18 protein-coding genes and 2 rRNA genes (1 of these 20 only partly in view) are annotated in these 20,052 nt (G+C 67.1%); 9 read left to right on the plus strand and 11 right to left on the minus strand.

Annotated features, from left to right (window positions below; all coding sequences use genetic code 11):
* Positions 1-71 precede the first annotated feature (71 nt).
* On the minus strand, positions 72-1,358 hold the full coding sequence (locus tag AC6HZP_RS24240) for a L,D-transpeptidase family protein (protein WP_497524900.1): 1,287 nt from the start codon (positions 1,356-1,358) through the stop codon (positions 72-74).
* 154 nt (positions 1,359-1,512) lie between these two features.
* On the opposite strand from AC6HZP_RS24240, the gene AC6HZP_RS24245 reads away from it, so the two are divergent.
* The 3 genes from AC6HZP_RS24245 to AC6HZP_RS24255 all read left to right on the plus strand — a co-directional run bounded on the left by AC6HZP_RS24245 (position 1,513) and on the right by AC6HZP_RS24255 (position 3,269).
* Positions 1,513-2,136, plus strand: a complete 624-nt coding sequence (locus tag AC6HZP_RS24245) for a YoaK family protein (RefSeq protein ID WP_497524901.1) — start codon at positions 1,513-1,515, stop codon at positions 2,134-2,136.
* A gap of 209 nt (positions 2,137-2,345) precedes the next feature.
* Positions 2,346-2,495 carry a DUF1127 domain-containing protein gene (locus tag AC6HZP_RS24250; RefSeq protein WP_201401469.1) on the plus strand — a complete coding sequence of 50 codons (150 nt, stop codon included), beginning with the start codon at positions 2,346-2,348 and terminating at the stop codon, positions 2,493-2,495.
* 273 nt (positions 2,496-2,768) lie between these two features.
* Positions 2,769-3,269 (plus strand): DUF1993 domain-containing protein, encoded by a 501-nt coding sequence (locus AC6HZP_RS24255; protein WP_497524902.1) that lies wholly within the window; start codon positions 2,769-2,771, stop codon positions 3,267-3,269.
* Between the two features lie 13 nt (positions 3,270-3,282).
* On the opposite strand, the gene AC6HZP_RS24260 is transcribed toward AC6HZP_RS24255, so the two are convergent.
* Together AC6HZP_RS24260 and glpK are read right to left on the minus strand one after the other, a co-directional pair.
* The gene (locus AC6HZP_RS24260; RefSeq protein WP_497524903.1) at positions 3,283-3,522 is read right to left on the minus strand and encodes a hypothetical protein; all 240 of its coding nucleotides are present in this window, start codon (positions 3,520-3,522) and stop codon (positions 3,283-3,285) included.
* Positions 3,523-3,616: 94 nt separating this feature from the next.
* Positions 3,617-5,104 (minus strand): glycerol kinase GlpK, encoded by a 1,488-nt coding sequence (gene glpK, locus AC6HZP_RS24265; protein WP_497524904.1) that lies wholly within the window; start codon positions 5,102-5,104, stop codon positions 3,617-3,619.
* 301 nt (positions 5,105-5,405) lie between these two features.
* Here glpK and AC6HZP_RS24270 point away from each other — a divergent pair, with 301 nt between their 5' ends.
* Positions 5,406-7,301, plus strand: coding sequence for an ABC transporter ATP-binding protein/permease (locus AC6HZP_RS24270; RefSeq protein WP_497524905.1), 1,896 nt, complete (start codon positions 5,406-5,408; stop codon positions 7,299-7,301).
* On the plus strand, positions 7,252-8,541 hold the full coding sequence (locus tag AC6HZP_RS24275; RefSeq protein ID WP_497524906.1) for a glucoamylase family protein: 1,290 nt from the start codon (positions 7,252-7,254) through the stop codon (positions 8,539-8,541). Before AC6HZP_RS24270 ends, AC6HZP_RS24275 begins: the two co-directional genes overlap by 50 nt.
* A 220-nt stretch (positions 8,542-8,761) precedes the next feature.
* On the opposite strand, the gene pncB is transcribed toward AC6HZP_RS24275, so the two are convergent.
* The gene (gene pncB / locus AC6HZP_RS24280; protein WP_497524907.1) at positions 8,762-10,078 is read right to left on the minus strand and encodes a nicotinate phosphoribosyltransferase; all 1,317 of its coding nucleotides are present in this window, start codon (positions 10,076-10,078) and stop codon (positions 8,762-8,764) included.
* A 366-nt stretch (positions 10,079-10,444) separates the two neighbouring features.
* On the opposite strand from pncB, the gene dapF reads away from it, so the two are divergent.
* The 4 genes from dapF to AC6HZP_RS24300 all read left to right on the plus strand — a co-directional run bounded on the left by dapF (position 10,445) and on the right by AC6HZP_RS24300 (position 14,727).
* Positions 10,445-11,329: a diaminopimelate epimerase gene (dapF, locus tag AC6HZP_RS24285; protein WP_497524908.1), complete on the plus strand. Its 885-nt coding sequence runs from the start codon at positions 10,445-10,447 to the stop codon at positions 11,327-11,329.
* Entirely contained in the window at positions 11,326-12,591 is a 1,266-nt protein-coding gene (mtaB, locus tag AC6HZP_RS24290) for a tRNA (N(6)-L-threonylcarbamoyladenosine(37)-C(2))-methylthiotransferase MtaB (protein ID WP_497524909.1), read from the plus strand. Before dapF ends, mtaB begins: the two co-directional genes overlap by 4 nt.
* 3 nt (positions 12,592-12,594) lie before the next feature.
* Positions 12,595-13,902 carry a signal recognition particle-docking protein FtsY gene (gene ftsY, locus AC6HZP_RS24295; protein ID WP_497524910.1) on the plus strand — a complete coding sequence of 436 codons (1,308 nt, stop codon included), beginning with the start codon at positions 12,595-12,597 and terminating at the stop codon, positions 13,900-13,902.
* A 180-nt stretch (positions 13,903-14,082) separates the two neighbouring features.
* Entirely contained in the window at positions 14,083-14,727 is a 645-nt protein-coding gene (locus AC6HZP_RS24300) for a septation protein A (protein WP_201401479.1), read from the plus strand.
* A 316-nt stretch (positions 14,728-15,043) separates the two neighbouring features.
* On the opposite strand, the gene AC6HZP_RS24305 is transcribed toward AC6HZP_RS24300, so the two are convergent.
* The 7 genes from AC6HZP_RS24305 to AC6HZP_RS24335 all read right to left on the minus strand — a co-directional run.
* A complete protein-coding gene (locus AC6HZP_RS24305) occupies positions 15,044-15,637 on the minus strand; it encodes a DsbE family thiol:disulfide interchange protein (RefSeq protein WP_497524911.1) in 594 nt (197 codons plus the stop codon).
* Positions 15,634-15,855, minus strand: coding sequence for a heme exporter protein CcmD (gene ccmD / locus AC6HZP_RS24310; RefSeq protein WP_497524912.1), 222 nt, complete (start codon positions 15,853-15,855; stop codon positions 15,634-15,636). Before ccmD ends, AC6HZP_RS24305 begins: the two co-directional genes overlap by 4 nt.
* Entirely contained in the window at positions 15,852-16,595 is a 744-nt protein-coding gene (locus AC6HZP_RS24315) for a heme ABC transporter permease (protein WP_497524913.1), read from the minus strand. Before AC6HZP_RS24315 ends, ccmD begins: the two co-directional genes overlap by 4 nt.
* A gap of 176 nt (positions 16,596-16,771) precedes the next feature.
* Positions 16,772-17,959 carry an MFS transporter gene (locus AC6HZP_RS24320; RefSeq protein WP_497524914.1) on the minus strand — a complete coding sequence of 396 codons (1,188 nt, stop codon included), beginning with the start codon at positions 17,957-17,959 and terminating at the stop codon, positions 16,772-16,774.
* 143 nt (positions 17,960-18,102) lie between these two features.
* On the minus strand, positions 18,103-18,753 hold the full coding sequence (locus AC6HZP_RS24325) for a ThuA domain-containing protein (RefSeq protein ID WP_497524915.1): 651 nt from the start codon (positions 18,751-18,753) through the stop codon (positions 18,103-18,105).
* Positions 18,754-19,175: 422 nt separating this feature from the next.
* A 5S ribosomal RNA gene (rrf, locus tag AC6HZP_RS24330) occupies positions 19,176-19,290 on the minus strand.
* A gap of 95 nt (positions 19,291-19,385) precedes the next feature.
* A 23S ribosomal RNA gene (locus tag AC6HZP_RS24335) occupies positions 19,386-20,052 on the minus strand (it continues 2,085 nt past the right edge of the window).

The following is a 20,052-nucleotide window of genomic DNA, read 5'->3' on the forward strand; positions in this document are numbered from 1 at the left end:
TTCAAGCCCGGCTCCAGGTTGCAATCCATTTTGCGCGACGGTGTGGCCCAGCCGCCCGCGATCCGCGCTTCTCAGCGCAAGGCCGGCGGCATTTCCTGATAGCCATCCGTGGCGGCGGCCTCATAGGCTGGGGTCGGCTGACGCGCCGGCGCGACCGACGCCGTCGGCGTCTGGTCGACAAACTCGACGTCGACGCCCACCTTGACCAGCTTCACCAGCTCCTGCGCGTCCCAGTTGGTCAGGCGCAGGCAGCCATGGCTGTTGGTCTTGTCGATCTTGCTCGGTTCCGGCGAGCCGTGAATGCCGTAGGTCGGCTTGTCGAGGCCGATCCAGACGGTGCCGACCGGGTTGTTTGGGCCGCCCGGCAGCCGCAGCGCCTTGGTGTTGTTGCCCTGCTGGAAATTCACCTTCGGGCGGTACCAGTAGTCGGGATTCTCGGCGATCGCCTTGACCATGTGGATGCCCGAGGGCGACGGCAGGTCGGTGCTACCGATGGTGGCCGGATAGGCGACGACGACGTCCCAGTTTTCGTTGTAGCCGATCAGCTGGCGCGTGCTCGCGTCGGCGACCAGATGGGCGACCTTGGCCTTGGCATTGGGGCCGACATCCGCGACCGTGATGATCGTGCCCGCCACGGTGAAATCCGCGTTCGGGTTGAGGCGGCGCAGAAACGTCTCGTCCATGTGGAATTTTTCGGCCAGGAGCTCGACGGGATCGCGGTAGGACAGCGCCGGCAGCAGCGCCATCTCCGCATAATCCTTCGGCATCACCGGCACGAACGGGCCGGCGACGTCCTTGTCGGTGATGGCGTAGTCCATCAGCACCGGGCGACTGTCGGCGGCCTGCAGGATGTCCCAGATATCCGGCCCGAGACGGCCGTCGGCCGGCAGATTGTGCATGCTCTGCAGGGCGGAGATCGCCTTGTTGAGGTTGCCGCCCTTGTGGCCGTCGATGACGCCGGGCGAGACATGCACCCGGTCGAGCAGGATCTGCAGCTTGACCACCAGCGGATCCGGCTTGTCGCTCTTGGCGGCCAGGGCGCCGTCGAGGGGCGTCTGGTTCACCAGCGCGACGAATTCGGGCGGAAGCGGCGATACGGCCGGGCGCCGCGCCGCGGCGACGGGCGCGGGAGCGGCAGGCGCGGGCGGGGCGGCGTATTCCGCCGGATAGCGGTCATAGGCGGGTGGCGCGCGCTCATAGTCGGCCGGCGGCGGCTCGTAGGCCCGCTCATAGGAGCGCTGCTCGTCATAGCGATCGCGCATCGATGGCTCGCCCCACTCCTGCGCGCCGGCCGGCAGGGCAAGGAGCAGCATCGCCAGGGAAGGCAACAGCGTCACGCGGGACAAGGCAACGAACAAGGCAGGCACTCCAGCCAAAATGAACGCGGCAGCATCGGCAGTCTTCCGGCGGAATTTAATAAATCAGGGTTAAAAATTCTTAACCGCGCCGCTATAGGCCTTGTCGCCTGCCCGCCACGACAGGCGACGACCTCCCGACGACCCGGATTTTGCCATGAAGGATTTCTCTCTCCGCCAGAAAGGCCTCGCCTTCGTGCTGGCCGCCATCGCCGGCTATGTCGACGCCATGGGCTTTCGCCATCTCGGCGGCGTCTTCGTCTCCTTCATGAGCGGCAACACCACGCGCTTCGGCGTCGACGTCGCCATGGCCGACTGGATGAAGGCGGCCGAGATCGCCGGCATCATCGCCCTCTTCGTCGCCGGCGCGACCTTGGGCGGGCTGATCGGCCAGGATGGCGAACGCAGCCGGCGGGCGGCGATCCTCTGGACCGAAGCGGCGCTGCTCGCCGTCGCCGCGGCCTCCCACAATCTCGGCATCGCCATCATCGGCACGGTCGCGATGACGCTCGCCATGGGCGTCGAGAACGCCGTCTTCCAGCGCAACGGCGCGCCGGGCATCGGCCTCACCTATGTCACCGGCGCGCTGGTCAAGGTGGGGCAGAGCCTCGCGGCCGCGCTTCGCGGCGGCGATCGCTGGGCGTTCCTGCCGAGTTTGCTGATCTGGGCCTCGCTCTGCCTCGGCGCGGTGCTCGGCGCCGTCGTCTATGGCGTCGTCGGCCTTGCCGGGCTGTGGTTCGCCTGCGCCGTGATCGCCGCGCTGGCGATTTTCGCCCGCTAGCAGGCCGGTTACGTCAACGGCAAGCTCGATTGCTGCACTGCACTATGACGTCCACGTCGAATGTTGCTCTGCATTGAGCGCAGGGCAGGCATGAGTTTTTTCGCAGTGCTCATTTCTGCGACCGCCGACTAAATTCAACTCATCAGAACGGCGACAGAGAGATCGGGCGCCACTGATAGTCCGAATGGCCGGCGTGAAAGGAACAGACGATGGTCAGCCTCGTTGCCTCCTACAAGACCTGGATGAAGTATCGCGAGACCCGCAGCGAGCTTTCGCGGCTCGACAACCGCGAACTGAGCGATCTGGGCATCAATCGCGCCGACATCAAGGCGATTGCCAAGCAGGCCGCCGGATACTGAGAATTTCCCAGTTCGTTGGGGAACGAACCTCCTCCCTCGTTCCCTGCGATTAGGTGCCCCACAAACCTCCTCCCTTGTGTGGCACCATCAACTAAGGCGCCCGTCGACCTCCTCCCCGACGGGCGCTTTTTTTATGCGCGTTTCCAAGCGCACCGCGCCATCGGCGCCGATCCCGAACGATCTCCCCGCCTGCCCCTTGAAATCGATGCCGCCGCACGCCCATCTGCGTTTCCGCAACGCGGACGCGGACGTCCGCGAACCATCGGGGTCAACATGGCGCTATCGATCTACGAAGCTTCGCTTCCGGTCTTCATCCGTTCGTTCGGAAATCTCCAGGCGATCCTCGACAAGGCCGTGGAACAGAGCGTCCGCGACGGCATCGATCCGGCGACGCTGATCGAGGCGCGCCTCGCGCCCGACATGCTGCCGCTCTCGGGCCAGGTGCAGCGCGCCAGCGACACCGCCAAGGGCGCGGCCGCCCGCCTGGCCGGCATCGACAATCCGAGCTTCGCCGATACCGAGACGACGTTTCCCGAACTGAAGGCCCGCATCGAAAAGACCGTCGCCTTCCTGAATTCGGTCAGGCCCGAGCAGCTCGAGGGCAGCGAGACGCGGACGATCTCGATGCGCAACGGCGCGGTCCAGCTCGACGGCCGGACCTATCTATTCACCCACGCGCTGCCGAACTTCTTCTTCCACGTCTCGACCGCCTATGGCGTGCTGCGCCACAAGGGCATCACGATCGGCAAGGCGGATTTCCTCGGCAACCGCTAGCACGCCGCGCTGTTCAACGGGCGAGGGCGGCCCGGCTCCGCGCCGGGTCGCGCCGCCAGCTGCCGCCCTTGTCCGTATCCGCCAGCCAGCCGCCCAGCTCGCGTTCGCTCGGCGTGCAGCGGTCGGATTTCCGGCAATCGGACGCGGCGACAGGCTTCGGCGCCGCCTCCGCCCCGGAGGCAGCGCGAGACGTCGCGCCGGCGCCGAGCAGGAGCGCGACGATCGCGATGGCAAATCCGGTCTCGCGGGGCATGGCGTCCTCCTGTTCGAGGCCGCCAGCATACCGCGTATCGAAACAAGGGGCTGTGACAGCGATCACGCTCGGTTCACGCCAGCCGCGGCTCGCTTTATCGCGTCAGCGTCCGCCGCACGGCATCGCGCCATCCGGCGAGCTTCGCCTCCCGCACCTCCGCCGCCATGGTCGGCACGAATTTCTGGTTGAGGCGCCAGCTCGCGGCGAAACCGGCCTCGGCCGGCCAGACGCCCACCTGGCGTCCGGCGAGCCAGGCCGCGCCGAGCGCCGTCGTCTCCAGCACCACCGGCCGGTCGACCGGCGCATCAAGGATGTCGGCGAGGCTCTGCATGGTCCAGTCGCTCGCCACCATGCCGCCATCGACGCGCAGCACCGTCTCGCCCGCCCGCGCCCAGTCGCGCCGCATGGCGTCGAGCAGGTCGCGCGTCTGGTAGCAAACGGATTCGAGCGCCGCGCGAACAAACTCGTTCGGCCCCGTGCCGCGCGTCAGCCCGAACAGCGCGCCCCGCGCCTCGGCATCCCACCAGGGCGCGCCGAGCCCGGTGAAGGCCGGCACGAGATAGACCTCCTGGTGCGGATCGGCGGCGGCGGCCATCGGCCCCGACTGGTCGGCGCGATCGAGCAGATGCAGCCCGTCGCGCAGCCACTGGATCGCCGCGCCGGCGACGAAGATCGAGCCTTCCAGCGCATAGGTCGTCTTGCCGTCGAGCCGATAGGCGATCGTCGTCAGCAGCCGGTTCTGCGACTGCACGAAATCCGAGCCGGTGTTGAGCAGCGCGAAACAGCCCGTGCCATAGGTCGATTTCAGCATGCCCGGCTGGAAACAGGCCTGGCCGAGCGCCGCCGCGTGCTGGTCGCCGGCAATGCCGGCGATGCGGATCGCCGCGCCGACCACGGCCGGATCGGTGACGCCGAAATCGGCGGCGGAATCCAGCACGTCGGGCAGGATCGCCTTCGGCACGCGCAAAAGCGCCAGCAGCTCGTCGTCCCATTCGCCGGTGCGGATGTTGAAGAGCAGGCTGCGCGAGGCGTTGGTGGCGTCGGTCGCGTGCACACGGCCGCCCGTCAGCCGCCAGAGCAGGAAGCTGTCGACCGTGCCGAAGGCGAGCTCGCCGCGCTCGGCGCGGGCCCGCGCACCCTCCACATGGTCGAGGATCCAGGCGATCTTGGTGCCGGAGAAATAGGGATCGAGCAGCAGGCCGGTCTTCGCGGTCAACTCCGCCTCGGCGCCGGCCGCCTTCAGCTCGGCGCAGATGTCCGACGTCCGCCGATCCTGCCAGACGATGGCGTTGTGGATCGCCTTGCCGGTGGCGCGGTCCCAGACGATCGTCGTCTCGCGCTGGTTGGTGATGCCGATCGCGGCGATGTCGGTCAAAGCCAGCTTGGCGTTGGCAAGCGCGAACCGCACCGTCTCCATCGCCGTCCGCCAGATGTCCTCCGGATCGTGCTCAACCCAGCCGGAGCGGGGGAAATGCTGCGGAAACTCCTGCTGGCCGACGCCGCAGACCTGATAATTGCCGTCGAAGACGATCGCCCGCGTCGAGGTGGTGCCCTGGTCGATCGCCAGGATGAAGCTGCTCATGGGGTCCTCCCGAACCGTATTCGGCCTGGCCGCGACGCCATGCAGCCACCCGTCGCCGGCCGGCCAGTCGCCTGGCAGGCGGCTGACGCCCATGCCGCAGGAGCCCTCCCGGAATCCGTCTCGTCGCCGATGCTAGCGATTCGCCGCCCGATGCGCGAGGGACGCCAACACCTTGACTTGATGTCCTTCTGCAACAGTTTGATCGGGAATAGGCGCGCGGGACGGATGCAGACCGAATGATGCGGAATTTTGACCGGCTGGTTGATATGCTCGACGCTGTCGAAGCCGGATAACCGAGGCGATGACGGAAACACCCGATGACGTGGCCGAACAGGAACCCGAGTTCGGTACGAGGAAATCCTTCGCAGCGCTCGTGCAGGAATTCAGCGCATTCATCTCCGCGCTGTGGAATTCGTCCGGCCGGCGCAACTTCCTGCTCCTGACCATTGCCATCATCGGCGTGATCATCGCCACCTCCGGCATGCAGGTGGTTCTGAACGCGTGGAACAAGCCGTTCTACAACGCGATCGAAACCAAGAACGTCAAATCCTTCCTCTACTATTTGATGGTCTTCGGCGGCATCGCGAGCATCCTGCTCGGCCTGAATGTTGCGCAGACCTGGCTCGCCCAGATGATCACGCAGCAGACGCGCAAGTGGCTGACCCGCGACCTGATCGAGCAATGGCTGGCGCCGCGCCGCCTCGTCGTGCTGGGCGACGCCGGCGATATCGGCATCAACCCCGACCAGCGCGTGCACGAGGACGCCCGGCACCTGGCCGAGCTCTCGACCGGGCTCGGCATCGGCCTGTTCCAGTCGACGCTGCTACTCTTCAGCTTCGTCGGCGTGCTGTGGGTGCTGTCGAGCGGCGTCGTGCTCTCGGTCGCCAGCTACAGTTTCATCATCCCCGGCTACATGGTCTGGTGCGCGCTGATCTTCGCCCTGACCGGATCCTGGGTCAGCTGGCGTGTCGGCCGGCCGCTGATCGGCATCGGCGTCGAGCGCTACGCGCGCGAGGCCGACCTTCGCTTCGCGCTCGTCCAGGTCAACGAAAACGCCAGCGGCATCGTGCTGAACGCCGGCGAGACCGACGAGAAGAAGCGCCTCGACGACGAGTTGGACCGCGTGCTCGACGTCATGCGCCGCCTCGTTAACGCGGTGGCGCGGCTGACCTGGGTGACGGCGGGCTATGGCTGGATCGGCATCGTCGCGCCGATCGTCATCGCGGCACCCGGCTATTTCGGCGGCAAGCTCTCCTTCGGCGAGCTGATGATGGTGGTCGGCGCCTTCAACCAGGTGCAGAACTGCCTGCGCTGGTTCGTCGACAATTTCAGCGCCATCGCCGACTGGCGCGCCACGCTGGCGCGCGTCATGAGCTTCCGCCAGGCGCTCGTCACCCTCGAACAGCCGCGCGACAGCGGCACGCGCATCGAATACGACCTCGATCCGCTCGGCCGGCTCGAGCTCGACAATGTGGCGGTGACGTGGACCGGCGAGCGCGCCGCGCTCGACACGCCGCATGTCGAAGTCGCGCCTGGCGACCACCTGCTGATCGTCGACCGCACCGGCTCGGCGCATCGCGCGCTGTTCTCGGCGCTCGCCGGGCTCTGGCCCTGGGGCTCCGGCAAGATCAGCCTGCCGCCGCGCAGCAAGATGATGTACATGCCGGAACGCCCCTATGTGCCGGACGGATCGCTGCGCGCCGCCCTCACCTATCCGCTGGCGCCCACCAGCTTCAGCGACGAGGACCTCATGGCCGCGCTGAAGCGCGCCGACCTGCCGCGGCTCGGCGCCTCGCTCGACCGCAAGGCGCGCTGGGCCCGGGAGATCTCCTATGACGAGGAAGTGCGGGTAACCCTCGCCCGGCTGCTGCTCCTGAAGCCGGAATGGATCTTCTCCGAGCAGACCATCGACGCCATGGACGAGGGCCAGCGCGCCATCTTCACGTCGATCCTCGGCAAGGAGCTGGCGAAATCCGCCGTCATCACCGTATCGGGCCGGGCCTCGGCGACCGACTTCTACAACCGCACCGTGAACCTGGTCGAGGAAGATTCCGACGCGGACAAGGCGCCGGCGGAGAAGACTGACGCCCCCTCGGTGGCCGACACCAGCGCCCCGGACCCCGCGAAACCCGAACGAGCGACAGCGCATGACGACCAAGAAGACACCCGCGCGGCAGACACCGCCAAGGCGACCTAGGGCGCTCTCCGACGCGGCGCTGCTCGATCGCGTGCAGCGCCAGACGCTCCGCTATTTCTGGGACTTCGCCCATCCGGTGAGCGGCCTCGCCCGCGACCGCACGCTCGGCGACGACGACATCGTCACGATCGGCGGCTCGGGCTTCGGCGTGATGGCGATCGTGGTCGGCGTGGCGCGCGGCTGGCTCGTCCGCGACGAGGCGGTCGAGCGGCTGCACAAGATGATCGGCTTCCTGGAGCGCACGCCGAGCTATCACGGCGCCTTCCCGCATTTCATGCAGGGCGCCACGGGCGCGACGATCCGCTTCAGCCGCAAGGACGACGGCGCCGACCTGATCGAGACGGCGTTCTGGATCCAGGGCCTGATCGCGGCGCAGCACTTCTTCGATCGGCCGGACGGCAAGGAGCCGTGGCTCCGGGGCCGGATCGAGCAGATGCGGCGCGCCGTCGAATGGGACTGGTTCACCCGCGACGGCCGCGAGGTGCTGACCTGGCACTGGAGCCCCAACAACGGCTTCGCGATGAACCTCGAGCTGCGCGGCTGGAACGAATGCCTGATCGCCTATGTGCTGGCGGCGGGCGCCGACGACCACGGCATCCGGCCGGCCGTCTACCACAACGGCTTCGCCCAGAGCCGCAGCTTCCTCAACCGGCGCATCCAGTACGGCATCGAGCTGCCGCTCGGCCCGGATGGCGGCGGCCCGCTCTTCTTCGCGCACTACTCGTTCCTGGGGCTCGACCCGCGCGGCCTCAGCGATCGCTATGCCGACTACTGGGACCAGAACGTCGCCCACACCCTGCTCAACCGGGCACACTGCATCGCCAATCCCGGCGGCTTCGCCGGATACGGCCCGGATAGCTGGGGGCTGACGGCGAGCGACGGGCCGGACGGTTATTCCGCCTATGCGCCGGACAACGACCGCGGCGTGATCGCGCCGACGGCGGCGATCTCCAGCCTGCCCTATGTGCCGGAGCTGGTGATGCCGGTGCTGCGCCATTTCCACGACGATCTCGGCGACCGGCTCTTCGGCGAGTACGGCTTCTACGACGCCTTCAGCGACAGGGCCCACTGGACGGCGAAGACCCATCTCGCCATCGACCAGGGGCCGCAGGTGGTGATGATCGAGAACCACAGGAGCGGCCTGCTCTGGGATCTCGTCATGCGCGACCCCGAGGTGCGCCGCGGCCTCGCACGGCTCGATTTTCGCAGCCCGCATTTTTCCGGCGCGGCGGTGGCGTAGAGCCCGCGTCGTACCTCACACCACCCCCATCATGCTGAGGAGGCCCGAAGGGCCGTCTCGAAGCACGCAGAGCCGTTGAGCAGCGATAGGTTGCACCGCGACCGTGCGTCCTTCGAGGCCCGAGCTGCGCTCGGGCACCTCAGGATGATGAAGATTGAGCGCCGCATGACGGCCGGAAGCGCCGCGTGAATGGCGGAACAGGCGGTATCGACGGATACCCTCAAACCAGCAGCGGCTGCGCCATCAGGTCCTGGTGGCCGAAGACGCGGCGGTAGCGGGCGATCTCGTCCGCCGGGCCGGTCGCCTTGTTGGCGTTGTCGGAGAGCTTGACCGCCGGGCGGCCATTGGCCGAGACGACCTTGCAGACCAGCGAGATCGCCTGCAGCCGGTCGTCCTTGCCGTCCGGGGCGCAGTCGCGAAAATCGTTGGTGACGTTGGTGCCCCAGCCGATCGAGAGATTGACCCGGCCGCGGAAATGGCGCGCCGCCTCCTCGATCGTGTCGATGTCCATGCCGTCCGACAGCACGATCAGTTTTTCGCGCGGGTCTGAGCCATGCAGCTGCCACCAGGCGATCGCCTCCTCGGCGCCCTCGATCGGCGGCTTCGAATCCGGGCGCAGTCCCTTCCAGTTCAGGATCCAGTCCGGCGCATTGCGCAGGAACTGCGTCGTGCCATAGGTATCCGGCAGCATGACGAGCAGATTGCCGTCATACATCTCCTGCCAGTCGCGCAGCACATCGTAGGGCGCATTGCGCAGCGCCTCGTCACTCTCGGCCAGCGCCGCATAGACCATCGGCAGTTCGTGCGCATTGGTGCCGATCGCCTCGAGGCCGGCGGCCATCGCCATCTTGACGTTGGAGGTGCCGACGAAATTGTCGCCGAGCCCCTCCTGCAGCGCCTCGACGCACCATTTCTGCCAGAGATAGCCGTGGCGGCGCCTTGTGCCGAAATCGGAGACCTTGAGCGGCCCTTCCTGCGCCAGCACGCGCAGCCGCTCGATCTTGCCCCAGAGCTTGGCCTTGGCCTTGGCATAGAGGACATCGAGCTCGAACCGGCTCATGCCCTTCATCGCGGCGCGGGCGCGCAGCTCGCTGACGATCGCGAGCGCCGGCACTTCCCAGAGCGTCGTTTCCGACCAGAGCCCCTCGAAGCGCAGCTCGTACTGGCCATCCTCGGTGCGGCGGAGCTCATATTCCGGCAGCTGGAAGCCTTCGAGCCAGTCGAGGAACTCCGGCTTGAAGATCTGCTTCACGCCATAGAACGTATTGCCGGCCAGCCAGATCAGCTCGTTCTTCTGGAAGCGCAGCGTTCGCGCATGGTCGAGCTGGTCGCGCAGCTCCTGCTCGTCGATGACCTCGCCGAGCCGCACCGATTTGGTGCGGTTGATCATGCCGAAGGTCGCCCGCACGTCCGGCGACTTGGCCCGGATCAGCTGCAGCATCAGGAACTTGTAGAAGTCCGTGTCGAGCAGCGTCCGCACGATCGGATCGATGCGGAAGCCGTGATTGTACACGCGGGTAGCGATATCGAGCGACATGAAGCTGTCCGTAACGGGAGGCGACGCCCGGTCTCGGCCCTGTGGCGGGCGATGGAGCAACGGGGCGTTCGAGAGGCGGGCGTTATCCTTGGTAACCTTGCCCACCAGTGAAGCAGCCCCCGCGCCCGCCCGCAAGACGGACCGCGAAGCGAAGCGGCGACAGAACGCCAGTTTACGTCACTTCCCCCCTGTTTTGGGCCGAGTTTTTCGCTGGCACCGCCGCCTCCGGCGCCCGATCGGCCCGCGCGCGCCCCCGATGACGGCGGAAACCGCGCGGCAGTATGGAATTTCTCTGATCTTTCCGCCATATATGCGCCGACACCCACGGGCTGCCGACGCAGCCCGCAGCGTGATGATCGGAACGTCATGAACGCCCCCTTCGCCAAGATGAACGGTATCGGCAACCGGATCACCGTGCTCGACATGCGCGGCGCGGAAACGCGCCTGAACGCTGACCAGGCGCGCGCGATCGCCGCCGATCCGCGCACGGAATTCGACCAGCTGATGGTGATCGAACCGCCGCGAACCGCCGGCACCGACGCCTTCATGACGATCTTCAACACCGACGGCTCGCTTTCCGGCGCCTGCGGCAACGGCACGCGCTGCGTCGCGCTGGTGCTGAACCGCGAGAATGGCCGCGAGGCAGTCAAGCTCGAGACCTCGGCCGGCCTGCTCGACGTCCGCGTCCGAGATGCCGACAGCATCACCGTCGACATGGGCGAACCGCGCTTCGGCTGGGCCGAGATCCCGCTTTCCCGGCCGTTCGAGGATACGACCGCCATCGATCTGAGCTTCGGTCCCGTCGACGCGCCGATCCTGTCGCGGCCGGCGGTGGCGAATATCGGCAATCCGCATGCGATCTACTGGGTCGACGACGTCGCGGCGATCGACCTCGGCCGCATCGGCCCGATCCTCGAGCGCGACCCGATGTTCCCCGAGCGCGCCAACATCTCGATCGCCGAGGTGACGTCGGCGAGCGCGATCACGCTCCGCGTGTGGGAGCGCGGCGCCGGGCTGACGCTTGCCTGCGGCTCCGCCGCCTGCGCCACCGCCGTCTCTGCCGCCCGCCTCGGCAAGACCGGCCGCATCGTCGACGTCCGCCTGCCCGGCGGCGTGCTGAACATCGAATGGCGCGCCGACAACCACATCTGGATGACGGGCGCCGCCGAATTCGAGCATGAGGGCGTCATCGGCCTCGGCGACGAGATCCGCATCGAGGTTGCGCCGGACACGGTCGCCCTCCGCGCATGACGATCGAGACGATCACCTTCGGCTGCCGTCTGAACACGCTCGAAACCGAGGTGATGCGGACCCGGGCCGCGGAAGCGGGCCTTTCCGACGCGGTGATCATCAACACCTGCGCGGTCACCGCCGAGGCGGTGCGCCAGGCGCGGCAGACGATCCGCCGGACCCGCCGCGAGCGGCCGGACGTGAAGATCGTCGTCTCCGGCTGCGCCGCGCAGACGGAACCAGCCACCTTCGCCGCCATGGACGAGGTCGATCTCGTTCTCGGCAATGAGGAAAAGCTGAGCGCCGCCGCCTATCGGCCGCTGGGGCTTCGGATCGCCGACCATGAGCGTGTCAAAGTCGCCGACATCATGGACGTGCGCGAGACGGCGGGGCATCTCGTCGCCGGCATGGACGGGCATACGCGAAGCTTCGTGCAGGTGCAGAACGGCTGCGACCATCGCTGCACCTTCTGCATCATCCCCTATGGCCGCGGCCCCTCGCGCTCGGTGCCGATGGGCGCGATCGTCGAGCAGATCCGCCAGCTCACCGCGACCGGCCATGCCGAGATCGTGCTGACCGGCGTCGACATGACCGCCTATGGCGCGGATCTCCCCGGCAAGCCGACGCTCGGCACGCTGGTCTCGACGATCCTGAAGCTCGTTCCCGAGCTGCCGCGCCTCCGCCTCTCCTCGATCGACACGATCGAGGTCGACGACGCGCTGATGCGGGCGATCGCCGAGGACGAGCGGCTGATGCCGCATCTGCATCTGTCGCTGCAGGCCGGCGACGACATGATTTTGAAGCGCATGAAGCGCCGGCATGGCCGCGCCGACGCCATCCGCTTCTGCGCCGAGGTTCGGCAGCTCCGCCCCGACATCGTCTTCGGCGCCGACATCATCGCCGGCTTCCCGACCGAGACGGAGGCGATGTTCGAGAACTCGCTCGCCATGGTCGACGAATGCGGGCTGACGCATCTGCATGTCTTCCCGTTCTCGCCGCGCCCCGGCACGCCCGCCGCGCGCATGCCGCAGCTCGATCCCGCCGCCATCAAGGCCCGCGCCGCCCGCCTGCGCGAAAAGGGCCAGGCGACGCTCCAGGCGCATCTGGCGCGCGAGGTCGGCGCGACGCGCCGTGTGCTGATGGAAAAGGGCGGCGTCGGCCGCACCGAGCATTTCACCCCGGTTTCCATGCCGGGTATCGCCGCCGGAACGCTGGTTCCGGCGCAGATCGTTGGACGGACCGCTTCGGGCCTCCTTGCCACCCCACTCGCAGAGGCCGCCTGAACCATGGCAGAAGAAAAGAAGGGCCTGTTCCGCCGCTGGTTCGGCGGCGGCGCGCCGAAGCCGGAGGAGCAGGCGCCCGAGCTCGTCGCGACGCCCGAGCCGGTCGCAGTCGCCGAGCCCGAGCCGGTCACCGCCGAGGCCCCTGCTCCCGTTGTCACGCCGGCGGAGGCGATCGAGCTTGTCGAGACCGTCGCGCCGATCGAGGCCATCGTGGTCGAAGCCGCGCCCGAGCCGACCGTGGCCGAGCCGGAAGCGCCCGTCGTCCTCAAAGCGCCGGAACCCGAGCCCGTCGCCGAGCCCGCGCCGATCCCGGCCCCGGTCATCGCCCCTCGCCCGACCGGCTTCTTCGCCGCCCCGGCCGCGCCGGCCCCTGCCCCGGAACCCGCGCCAAAACAGAACTGGTTCCAGCGGCTGAAGGCCGGCCTGTCGCGCTCGTCCAATGCGATTTCCGACGGCATCGTCTCGGTCTTCACCAAGCGCAAGCTCGACGCCGACACGCTGGAGGAGTTCGAGGACGTGCTGATCCAGGCCGATCTCGGCCTGACGACGTCGTCGGCGATCATCGAGGCGCTGAAGAAGGGCCGCTTCGGCAAGGAGATCGACGGCGCCGAGGTCAAGGCGATCCTGGCCGAGGAGGTGACAAAAGTCCTCGCGCCGGTGGCGAAGCCGCTCGTCATCGATCCCGCCCGCAAGCCGCATGTCGTCCTCGTCGTCGGCGTCAACGGCACCGGCAAAACGACGACGATCGGCAAGCTCGCGGCGAAGCTCCGCGCCGAGGGCCGTTCGGTCATGCTCGCCGCCGGCGACACGTTCCGCGCCGCGGCGGTGGAGCAGTTGAAGATCTGGGGCCAGCGCACCGGCTCCGCCGTCGTCGCGCGCTCGATCGGCGCCGACGCCGCCGGCCTCGCCTTCGACGCCTTGAAGGATGCGCAGGCGAACGGCACCGACGTGCTCCTGATCGACACGGCCGGGCGGCTGCAGAACCGCACCGAGCTGATGGCGGAGCTCGAAAAGGTCATCCGCGTGATCAAAAAGCAGGATCCGACCGCGCCGCACAGCGTGCTTCTGACGCTCGACGCCACCACCGGGCAGAACGCGCTGCAGCAGGTCGAGATCTTCGGCCGCGTCGCCGGCGTCTCCGGCCTGGTGATGACGAAGCTGGACGGCACGGCGCGCGGCGGCATCCTGGTCGCCATCGCCTCCAAATACGGCCTGCCGATCCACTTCATCGGCGTCGGCGAAGGCATCGACGATCTCGAGCCCTTCGCGGCCGATGATTTCGCCCGCGCCATCGCCGGCATCGCCACCTAGATCCTTTCACCGTTTCGTGGAAACGATCTAGCCATTTGTTTGGTCGCGTTTTCTTCACGCGGGCATCCACTTCGCTCGAAAACGCTCTAGTGATCGTCCGGGCTGCCGCGACGTGACCGACGCCATAGATCAGCCGCCTTATTGGCCCTATCTTTTGGCGACCACCACCGAAAGCCGACCATGACACTCGAAATCGAACGCGCCCCCAACGATCCCGCCCGCAAGGAGCTCAATCCGCTCCTCAAGCTGGCCCTGGAGCTCGGACCGCTCGGCGTTTTCTTCTTCGCCAACGCCCGCGCCGACATCTACTGGGCGACGGGCCTGTTCATGGCCGCGACGCTGGCGGCGCTGGCGGTTTCCTACGCGATGACGCGCAAGCTGCCGATCATGCCGCTGGTGACGGGCGTCGTCGTCGTGGTGTTCGGCGGGCTGACGCTCTGGCTGCACGACGACACCTTCATCAAGCTGAAGCCCACCATCGTCAACACGCTGTTCGGCGCGGTCCTGCTCGGCGGCCTCGTCTTCGGCCGCTCGCTGCTCGGCTATGTCTTCGATAGTGTCTTCAAGCTGACCGACGAGGGCTGGCGCAAGCTCACCTTCCGCTGGGGCCTGTTCTTCCTGGCGCTCGCCATCCTGAACGTCGTCGTCTGGAAGGCCGCCGACGCCTACTATTCCGCCGACGCGAAGGCGGCGACCGATCTCTGGGTGAATTTCAAGGTGTTCGGCATCATGCCGCTGACCTTCCTCTTCACCCTGTTCCAGCTGCCGCTGATCTCGCGCACGACGATCGCCGAGGACAAACCCGAGACGCAGCCGACGCGCTGAGAGGCGTCATCTCTCCCTGAGCACACCTTCACGCAACACCGTCCTCATCATGCTGAGGAGGCCCGAAGGGCCGTGTCGAAGCACGCAGGGCCGTCCGGCGATCGATGGGCTGCCTGGGCCGTGCCACCCTCCGCCGTCATCCCGGCGAAGGCCGGGATCCAGACACACCGGCCGTGGCCGGAAGGCTGAGCTGGAATTTCCCGGCCGGTGTTCATGGGCCCCGGCCTCCGCCGGGGCGACGGTGCCCTGCCCATAGGCCGTGGCCACATGGCGACTTTTCGGCGATCTGCAAAGTCCTGCCGGGCAGCCAAAGCGATCAGGACGCGGCCAGCGCCTTTTCGATCTCCGGCATCATCACTTTTTCGAGGCTGTCGTCGCTGAGCGGGCCGACGAACTTGAAGCGGATCGTGCCGTCGCGGCCGATGAGAAACGTCTCCGGCACGCCATAGACGCCCCAGTCGATCGAGCTGCGGCCCTTTTCGTCGACGCCGACCGCGGCATAGGGATTGCCGAGCTGGCCGAGGAAGGCGCGCGCGTTGGCCGGCTGGTCCTTGTAGTTGATGCCGACGAGCTGGATGCGCTTGTCGGCGGCCAGCTTCTCGAGCAACGGGTGTTCCTCGCGGCAGGGCACGCACCACGACGCCCAGATGTTGACCAGCGTCACCTTGCCGGCGAGCGCGGCCGTATCGAGGCCGGGTTTGTCGAGGCCTTCGAGCGGCGGCAGCACCGTCACGGGCGCCGGGCGCCCGATCAGCGCGGAGGGGATCAGCGACGGATCGCCCCCCTGCTCCAGCCGGATGACGAAGATCACGGCGAGCGCCGCGAAGGCGGCGATCGGCGCTGAGATCAGCAGGCGCCGCGCGAGCGAGCGAGGCGGCTTCGCCTCGACCGGAGACCGGGTCTCGCTCACGGCTTCACCGTGGTGCTGTCGGCGGCCTTTCCGGCGGTCTTGCCGGCGGCCTTGCGCGCCGAACGTCGGCGGATGCCGCGCGCCTCGAGATCGGCGAGCTGGCGGCGCAGATGCCTTCCGTCGAGGACGATCCAGGCGAAGAGCGCCAGGACGATGACGATCGTCACGCAATAGGCGGCGAGGATGAAGCCGGCATGCGGTCCCAAGGCTTCGATCATGCCGGCGCTCCGGCGGGGCTGGCGGCGGCGACGAGGCGGAGCGCGCGAATGCGGCGGCGCAGGATCTCGTTGCGCATCGCCATCAGGCTCAGCGCCAGGAACAGCAGCGTCGCGCCGATGGCGCAGATCAGGAGCGGATAGAGCATGCTGGCGTCGATGGTCGAGCCGCCCATGCGGAAGACGCTCGCCGGCTGGTGCAGCGTGTTCCACCAGTCGACCGAAAACTTGATGATCGGCAGGTTGACCGAGCCGACCAGGATCAGCACGGCGCCGACGCGGCCGCCCTTGTTCGGATCCTCGATGGCGTTCCAGAGCGCGATCAGGCCGAGATACATCAGGAACAGGATCAGCACCGAGGTCATCCGCGCGTCCCATTCCCACCAGGTGCCCCACATCGGCTTGCCCCAGAGCGAGCCGGTCAGGAGCGCCATAAGCGTGAAGGCGGCGCCGATCGGCGCGATGGCGCGGGCGGCGACGTCGGCGAGCGGATGACGCCAGACCAGCGTGCCGAGCGCCGAGACCGCCATCATGCCGTAGCCGAACATGGAGAGCCACGCGGCCGGCACGTGGATGAACATGATCTTGACCGTCTCGCCCTGCTGATAGTCCGCCGGCGCGACGAAGAGGGCCAGATACAGGCCCGTGCCGAGGACGAGCGCCGTCACCGCCCAGAGCCAGGGCAGGATGCGATCGGCGAGCGACATGAAGCGCGTCGGATTGGCGAGATCGAGAAGGGCCATGCGGATGTCATAGGGTCGCGCCGCGATAATCGCAACGCGACGGATTGCAGCCCCTGCAAAAAGTGCCGGTGGGGCGGCGGACGGACCCGATGCGAAAACGGCGCCGGACAGGCCGGCGCCGTTCGTCTTGCAGGAAGCGCCAGGGATCGGCGGTGCCGACGCCTCGGAGCCAAGGTTCATTCCGCGGCGCGGCCGGCCGCGACGGTGGATCCGGCCGGCTCGGAGGGCGTCGTCCGCAGAGCAAAGACCGCGACGGCGAAGCCCGCGAGCGGCAGCAGCGCGGCGATGAAGGCGACCGATCCGAGCCCGCCATGATCGATGACCGCGCCGCCGAGCCAGGCGCCGAGCGCATTGCCGAGGTTGAAGGCGGCGATATTGAAGCTGGAGGCGAGGCTCTGCCCCGCTCCCTTCGCCTTTTCCAGCACCCAGAGCTGCAGCGGCGCCACGGTGGCGAAGGCGGAAGCGCCGAGAAGGCCGATAGAGACGACTGCGAGGATGCGGTTCTCCAGCGCGAAGCCCATCAGCCCGAGCACGATGGCGAGCGCCATCAGGCTGCCCAGCATGGTCGGCACCAGATGCTTGTCGGCGAGCTTGCCGCCGAGAAGATTGCCGAGGATCAGGCCGCCGCCGAAGACGAACAGGATCGGCGACACGGCGCCCTCCGCGAAGCCGGTGATCTCGGTCAGCAGCGGCACGATATAGGTGAAGACGGCGAAGACGCCGGCATAGCCGAGCACCGTCGTCAGCAGCCCGAGCAGGACCGGCCGGCGCATCAGCGCCCGCAGGTCGCGGCGGAAGTCCGGCGCCTCGGGGGCCGTGCGGTCGCGCGGCACGAACGCGGCGATGATGGCGAAGGCGACGAGGCCGACAAGCGCCACCGCCCAGAAGGTCGCGCGCCAGCCGAAAGCCTGGCCGAGCCAGGTGCCGAAGGGCACGCCGAGCACGTTGGCGACCGTCAGGCCGGTGAACATGATGGCGATGGCCGACGCGCGGCGGTCCGGCACGACGAGCGTCGTCGCGACGACCGAGCCGACGCCGAAGAAGGTGCCATGGGCGAAGGCGGTCAGGATCCGCGCGGCCATCAGCGTGGTGTAATCCGGCGCTAAGGCGCAGGCGATGTTGCCGATGGTGAAGATCGCCATCAGCGCCAGCAGCGTGGTCTTGCGCGACAGCCGGGCCGTCAGCGCGGTCAGGACCGGCGCGCCGACGACGACGCCGAGCGCATAGCCGGAAATGAGCAGGCCGGCGGCGGAGATCGAGACGCCGAAATCGACGCTGACCTCCATCAGGAGGCCCATGATGACGAATTCCGTGACGCCGATGCCGAAGGCACCGGCCGTCAGGGCGTAGAGGGCGACGGGCATAGGTTTGCATCCCGGGTTGAACAGGTCGACCCGGAAGGTGGCCTCGCCCCGGCCCGCGAACCAGATCGCCGCCCGGCACGGCATCTATGAAGCGAATTCACAGACGCGGCGCGAGGCCCCTCCCGCGATCCCGGGTACGGATCCTAGGCTTCCGGGCGCGCCGCCCAGTTGAGGCCACGCCGCAGGATCGTCCGCATCTCGACATTGTCGAATTCGGCCGCGACATGGCCAAGCGCCGAATAGAAGATGCGCCCGGCGCCGAACCGCCGCTTGAACACAACCGGCATCACGACGCCGGCGGTGACCGGATCATGCTCGCCGGTAAACGTCGTTGTCGCCAGGATCTCGATCGACGGATCGTAGTGCAGGTAATACTGCTCCGACACATAGTCGAAGCTCGAGATCCCTTGCATCACCGGATCGTCCGGCCGCGTGACATCGACCCGGTAGCGAACGATGTCGCCCGGATGCGCCACCCATTGCACCCCGACCAGATAGTGGAACTGCACGATGTTGCGGAACGAGGTGGCGAGGCCGCCATGATAGCTGGCGAGCCCGAGCCCGTTCCGCACGGCGAGCGAGAGACGCTCGATCGGGGCCTTTTCGATCTCGTCGCTGGTGATGATCGGCACGACGAGGTCGAGTTCGTCGAGCTGGTCGCTGCCGAGCGCGCGGTAGTCCCGGGTGATGTGGGTGTCGAATCCGTCTTGCCTGAGGATTTCTTCGACTTTTTTTGCGCCTTGGTCGGGTTGGTGACCTGGCCATCCGCCGTAGACGATCAAGGCGTTTCGCATGTTTTTCCCCGTGTTGGTTGTTTTGGTTTTGGGGATGATGGCGAAGGCTTTGTTTTTGCGCCAGTGTCCTTGAGGGAGCTGGAGCTTCGTCCGGTCGGATCGGGGGTTGGCTCGGCCGCGGCCACCCGGTTTTGAGCTTGCGCGCTTGTGCGGGTCTGTTCCGGGCAGGTGCTGTTCCGCGCCGTGGCGCTAGTGCCGGCGTCGCCGCCGCCCTGCCCTCGCCGCCCTGCCGTCTTCCGCGCCTTGGTGCTTGTGGCGACGTCCGGCCTGGGACCGCCGGCGTCCGGCGTGATGGCGTCGCTTCCCGGCGGTTTTCGTGGTGCTTGAACGCAAAAACCCCGCCGGCGAAGGTGTCGCGCGGCGGGGTTTTTGTTGTGTTTCATCGTAGAGAGAATGTTTCGAAGGGTTTCTGTGCTTTGCAGGCCTGGCAGCGACCTACTCTCCCGTGTCTTAAGACAAAGTACCATTGGCGCGGAGGAGTTTAACGGCCGAGTTCGGAATGGGATCGGGTTCAGGCTCCTCGCCATGACCACCAGGCCGGCGAAGCACAGAAGAAACTGGTTTTGCAGGGTTAGCTGCTTTTGTCGTCGATGGTCATCTGCGTTGGAGCGGATGAGCATGGATTAATGGGAGTGATCAAGCCGATCGAGTTATTAGTACCGGTAAGCTGCATGCATTGCTGCACTTCCACACCCGGCCTATCAACGTGGTGGTCTACCACGACTCTCAAGGGAATACTCGTTTTGAGGTGGGTTTCCCGCTTAGATGCCTTCAGCGGTTATCCCGTCCGTACATAGCTACCCTGCAATGCGGCTGGCGCCACAACAGGTCCACCAGAGGTACGTCCATCCCGGTCCTCTCGTACTAAGGACAGATCCTCTCAATATTCCTACACCCACGGCAGATAGGGACCGAACTGTCTCACGACGTTCTGAACCCAACTCACGTACCACTTTAATCGGCGAACAGCCGAACCCTTGGGACCTTCTCCAGCCCCAGGATGTGATGAGTCGACATCGAGGTGCCAAACGATGCCGTCGATATGGACTCTTGGGCATCATCAGCCTGTTATCCCCAGAGTACCTTTTATCCGTTGAGCGATGGCCCGTCCACGTGGGACCACCGGATCACTATGGCCGACTTTCGTCTCTGCTCGACTTGTCAGTCTCGCAGTCAGGCGGGCTTATGCCATTGCACTCGACGACCGATTTCCGACCGGTCTGAGCCCACCATCGCGCGCCTCCGTTACACTTTGGGAGGCGACCGCCCCAGTCAAACTACCCACCATGCACGGTCCCG

This window comes from Kaistia sp. SLG-1, assembly GCF_059699055.1.